This window comes from Pseudomonas sp. AU11447 (genome assembly GCF_001672555.2).
GTDB lineage: Bacteria > Pseudomonadota > Gammaproteobacteria > Pseudomonadales > Pseudomonadaceae > Pseudomonas > Pseudomonas nitroreducens.
Genome location: NZ_LZDG02000072.1, coordinates 1 through 5141 on the forward strand (window position 1 = coordinate 1; position 5141 = coordinate 5141).

A 5141-nucleotide genomic window follows, 5' to 3' on the forward strand; every position below is an offset into this window, starting at 1 on the left:
AGGGGGGCTTGAAATGGTGTCCACCAAAAACAGGTGGACACCATGCCGCTAGCTGGAAGAACCGGGGAGGTGTGTTGGCCAGACGCTTACGCTGATTCGCTACCTCTCTCGCTGAAGGTGGATAGAAGCCGCTGCGGGACGCTTGCAGTATCCGGCACATCCGCGCCACGGGATAGAGACTTGCTAACGCCTCGCTGGCGCGGAACTTCATTTCGTGCGCTGCGCGAGAAGATAGCGAGCGCCTTTTTAAAAACGTTGCGTTCCATGGTGACCGGAGCCAAATGCTGGTGCAGAGGAAACAGCTCCATGCTCTCGCCCCGCTACTCGCCATTTCCCGGAAGGGCATCGTGCCTCGCTGCCCCTATTGGCGCTTCCACTTGCGCAACTGGCTATCATCGATGTCCAACGTGTCGGGTACGTGACGAAGCGGCGTACTGGCAAGGACCTGGGCAACCTCCGTGAGCTTGAAGGATTCGGGAAAAATATCTTCAGGCCATGGAGCACAAACACTCCTTGCGGTGGGCAATATCTACAGTAGATCAGTGTCCACTCAGCTCGGAACAGGCCACTAAGAGGAATTACATCGTTGCACCGAGGGCGCAACCGCTTTCAGCCACGACACGGTTACGACCAGCTTGCTTCGCTTTGTAAAGCAACGTATCGGCCAGTTCCAGCACTCCGGTCGGATCCGACTGCCCATCCTCACAACAAGAGACTCCAAGCGATAGAGTGACTTGTTCCACCGGTGGTATAGACATGAGTTCCAGCGCTCGGCGGACGCGTTCAGCCACCTCAGTCGCTTCGGCCAAATTCGTTCGCGGCAAAAGCAGTATGAACTCTTCGCCGCCCACCCGGCAGGCAAGATCCTCACCTCGGCAATTTCGACCAAGCAAAGCCGAAACCTCCCGCAACACCTTGTCGCCGACCGCGTGACCATACTTGTCGTTGATGCACTTGAAGTGGTCGATATCCATGCTTATTACGGCATACTGTTTGCCAATTGAGTGCCACTCGCACAGAGTTTCCTCTAATGCTCGGCGATTTCCGAGCCCTGTAAGCGGATCGCTCAGCGCTTGTTGATTTAGTTGGCCTATACGCTCGTTGTTCAGCAGGGCGCCCATGATCATCGCACGGCGAATACGCCAGGCTTCGAAATACCAAGCACGGACCTTGATGATGCCCTCTTCGTTCGGGCGCTGACCGGCGAGGTCGGCCAATTGGTTAAGAGGTCGGCTTATGCGCGATGCTACCCACCAAGTCATCAGTAGCATCAACATGCTCATAGGGACAATAACCAGCACGGCCTGTAGCATCTGGCTCCAGACCGTCCCAAGTGGAACACTTAACGGTTGTTGGCAAACTACTCCCCAGCCGCTATGGGGGACCGCTGCGTAGCCTGCCAGCATTTCCATGCCGTTCGAGGTGCGGACATGCAAGGAGCCGTTTTCGCCGTGCAGCACTGCGTCAACGACAGCGTTGCTGCCGATCTCTTTGCCGATGAGATCCGGGGTGGGGTGAAACAAGAGATGGCGTGTTTCATCCACTATGTACACGTAAGACAAGTCTTGCTGTAAGTGCGATCTAATGAGGTCGCTGAGAGAGTTTTCCTCTTGCAGATAAATGGTGCCGCCCACCAGTCCGAGGTACGCGCCTTCAGGACTCCAGATTGGCTGTGAGACGAATATGATCAAATTTCCCGCCAGCGAATGGAAGGCAGGGCTGATCATAGCCCGGCGCTCTTCCAGCGGCTTCTTAAAGCTAAGAGTTTGGCCATTGACGCTGAGCGCTACTGGATAGGATGCAACGACCTCGCCATCGGCATTGGCTACGATCACGCTATTGAAGTTGCGGTCCTGCTCGGCTAGGCGAGAAGCTTCAGTCGCGCGAAGCGTTTCGAGATGGAAGTTTTGGCCAATAACGCGAGAAGTGTATGCCAGACGATCAAGGTTATCGCGTAAGCTTTGGCCAATAGTCAAGGCCACTTTGGCTGCGTATGCACGATTTGCCTCCAGCGAGAGGCGAACTAAAACCTCACGCTGGATTCGGTAAATTGCATAGAGGTCATTGAATAATGTGGCAAGGATCGCCAATAGCGCGGTGAGCACCATTAGCGTGCGCAGGGTGACTCTTGGAGACGGTCCGTTCGCCATGAATAAGAACCTAATAGGTGCTGTTACGGGAGAGCCATTTCCAGCGCCAAATTTCCGCCGCCTCCCTTGCCAGAGGACGCCAAATACCTGGGAGCCCTGGCCCGGACACGATATTCTAACTTCGCCGGGCTGTGGATGGCGAATGGCTATCCATCACCCAGCAACCGATGCACGGATACAGGCTCGTCGATTGGGTTCCAGGCGCGGACGGTAGATTTCGGGTTGGGCTATGCATTCTGTTTTCGCGGCCAGCAGTAAGCCCACTAGCGCCCGGGTTAGGTCCTCTGCTAATAATTGCATCTGCGCCACTTTGGATCGAATGCTGCCCCTCAATGGCTCGGCTCTCAGGGATGGAGGCCGTCCTCAAGAGAGGTCGGTAATCGAACGACGTTAAGCACAGGCAAACGAGACCGAGAGCGGTCGTTTGCGTATGTGTGGGGCGTGAATTTGAACGAGTCCGTCTAGGTGACGTCATGCCTGATTCGCCATACCTGCGTATTCCAGTCGAAGCCGTTACTTTGGGAATGTATGTGCACAAACTGTGCGGTTCTTGGATCACGCATCCTTTTTGGCGGGGGTGCTTTCTGATCGAGGATCCGAAGGATCTCCTAAAGCTTCGGCAAAGCTCTGTGAAAGAGGTGTTGATTGATCCTCGGAAAGGTCTTTCTTCTGCTCCTCCGGCGCAGCCTGACGACGCCAGAACTTCGCAATACGACGTGATTTCACCAGGGGCAAGTGTCACTTTAGCGGCGCAGGCACCATTACAGCTCAGTACCTCTCAACGACGCAGCCTGGAGGATGAGCTTCAGTCTGCTCGACAGTTGTGTATTAGGTCGAAGAAAGTTGTGATGGAGATGTTCCAGGATGCTCGTTTGGGAAAGGTTATCCAGGCCGAAGGCGCTCATGCGCTCGTGAGCGAGATTGCAGCCTCAGTGGAGCGCCATCCCAGCGCCATTATTAGCCTGGCTAGGCTAAAGACGGCTGATGAGTACACATATTTGCACTCAATAGCAGTCTGCGCCCTGATGATTGCACTCGCGCGTCAAATTGGACTTGAGGAGTCCTTGGTGCGTGAAGCTGGGGTTGCTGGATTGCTACACGACATTGGCAAAATGTCTGTTCCAATCGATGTGCTCAACAAGCCCGGCCGGCTGGACGAAAGCGAGTTCGCCACAGTCCGCGAACACCCTCGTCGAGGCGCAGATATTTTACGAGAAGGCCGCCAGGTTAGCGCTTTGGTTCTAGATGTATGTCTTCACCATCACGAAAAGCTCGATGGCACGGGTTATCCTCACGGATTGGCTGGGGATCAAATCAGCTTATTCGCAAGGATGGGCGCCATCTGCGACGTCTATGATGCAGTGACTTCCGATCGCCCCTACAAGCCAGGATGGGATCCTGCGGAATCCTTGCAGAGAATGTCTCGCTGGTGCGGCGGACATCTCGACGGAGCGCTTTTCCAATCGTTTGTGCGCTGCTTGGGGATCTATCCAGTGGGAACGCTTGTGCACCTCCAAAGCGAGCGGCTTGGGGTAGTGGTGGAGCAGAGCAGTGAGTTGCTGCTGCCCATTGTGAAGGTGTTTTACTCGACTCGAACGAAGGCTGCACTGCCTATAGAGCTAATTGATCTATCCAATTTGAAGGGTCAAGAGCGCATTCTCGGTCGTGAATTGCCAGAGAAGTGGGGGTTTCGGAACCTAGAGGCGCTTTGGTGTAATTTAGATTCGCGACGGGGCTCTCTTTTTGAATAATCAGTTGGGGTAAGACTTATCATCGATTTTTGATCAGCATTTGGATTTCGCGAATACTTGGAGAAGTCAGAGCAATTGTATCCATCTGCATAGGTTTAGAACCTGTACAGCAATGAGGGCTGTTGTTTATCTGGGCATATAACCCAACTGCCAGGACCGTGGGACGAAGTAAACGGCCAAAGCCAAAGTGCATGCCAGGGCACTGCTAGCCGCCATGGCCGTCAACCCTAAATGATGTTCCAGTAGCGCTCCGGCTGTGCCACCCAATAGCATCCCGCTCCAGGGAACGAGTTGAACCCGCCAGCCGTTGGGACGCTCCCCTATGAGCCAACGCCCAAGACCTCTGCCGAAACGAGACAGCGCTCCCGTCACGTAAGTGAGGCCGATAGGCATGCCATTCACTTGCTCCACTACGGCGTTCAGCATCCCCATCGCAATGATGGCTGATACAAATGCAGGTAGCACGCAGTCCGCAGGCCAAATGGCAGAAAATCCAAGAAGCGCGGCGACAAGCAGGAGTAAAGGGGCCGCGCGCCGCTTGAACCCGCGGGCTAGGACAACACCTATTGCATTACCCGCAACGAAGCAGATCAGCGCGAGTGAAAGACGCCACAAAGTGGCTAGATCATGATCGCTGACGGCAACAGCGAGACGCGTGGTATTGCCACTCATGAAGGATACGAAGTCCCCCGTTGCTAGAAAGCCTATTGCATCGGTCATCCCCGCTAGCACCGACAAGCCAGCAACGAGCCCCAATCCGACACGTCCACGCAGTATGTGTAGTCGCACTCTTGTGGGGCTGCGCGGCCTTGGAGCATGGGGGAGCATTTGCGGTACCGTCTTTAAAAATGAACGCGTTCAGGAAGCAAACCGGGCGTCAACATTGAGCTGTGGGGACTTCGTCTTCACTGATGCAATGCTCGATCTCGGTCACTTTGCGTAACGCCAGATCAGCACTCGGATAGGCACCAAAAATACGCCCGTTGTAAAAAACCACCCAGACGAACCCCGACACCGCTGATCCCGCAAGCTTCTGGACCAGTTGTTGGAAGCTTGAGGGCAGGTCGTCGATGTGCATCTGTGCTATACCGCGAAGAATCATGGCAAATCACCTCTTCCTCAATCGGGAGTATTTTGGGTGGTTGAGGCGTAAGCGAACGGGCATCACACCTTGCCGGCGGATACCCAGTTGTGCGGCAGCAGCTCGGCCAGGGCGCTGGCCTTCTGCGTCGGCAGGCGC

General features: G+C 55.0%; 4 protein-coding genes. 1 reads left to right on the plus strand and 3 read right to left on the minus strand.

All coding sequences use genetic code 11. The features are described from left to right. Positions 1–578 precede the first annotated feature (578 nt). A complete protein-coding gene (locus A6723_RS25075; protein ID WP_054909053.1) occupies positions 579–2150 on the minus strand; it encodes a sensor domain-containing diguanylate cyclase in 1572 nt (523 codons plus the stop codon). A 473-nt stretch (positions 2151–2623) separates the two neighbouring features. Here A6723_RS25075 and A6723_RS25080 point away from each other — a divergent pair, with 473 nt between their 5' ends. Next, positions 2624–3901, plus strand: a complete 1278-nt coding sequence (locus A6723_RS25080; protein WP_054909054.1) for an HD-GYP domain-containing protein — start codon at positions 2624–2626, stop codon at positions 3899–3901. A gap of 126 nt (positions 3902–4027) precedes the next feature. On the opposite strand, the gene A6723_RS25085 is transcribed toward A6723_RS25080, so the two are convergent. Next, entirely contained in the window at positions 4028–4729 is a 702-nt protein-coding gene (locus A6723_RS25085) for a YoaK family protein (RefSeq protein WP_054909055.1), read from the minus strand. Between the two features lie 49 nt (positions 4730–4778). Next, positions 4779–4979 carry a hypothetical protein gene (locus tag A6723_RS25090; protein WP_256546976.1) on the minus strand — a complete coding sequence of 67 codons (201 nt, stop codon included), beginning with the start codon at positions 4977–4979 and terminating at the stop codon, positions 4779–4781. Positions 4980–5141 lie beyond the last annotated feature (162 nt).

What these genes read in the sequence shown, in the direction of transcription:
- A6723_RS25075 (WP_054909053.1), bottom strand. Translation starts at nt 2,150, where the DNA reads ATGGCGAACGGACCGTCTCCAAGAGTCACCCTGCGCACGCTAATGGTG.
- A6723_RS25080 (WP_054909054.1), top strand. Translation starts at nt 2,624, where the DNA reads ATGCCTGATTCGCCATACCTGCGTATTCCAGTCGAAGCCGTTACTTTG.
- A6723_RS25085 (WP_054909055.1), bottom strand. Translation starts at nt 4,729, where the DNA reads ATGCTCCCCCATGCTCCAAGGCCGCGCAGCCCCACAAGAGTGCGACTA.
- A6723_RS25090 (WP_256546976.1), bottom strand. Translation starts at nt 4,979, where the DNA reads ATGCACATCGACGACCTGCCCTCAAGCTTCCAACAACTGGTCCAGAAG.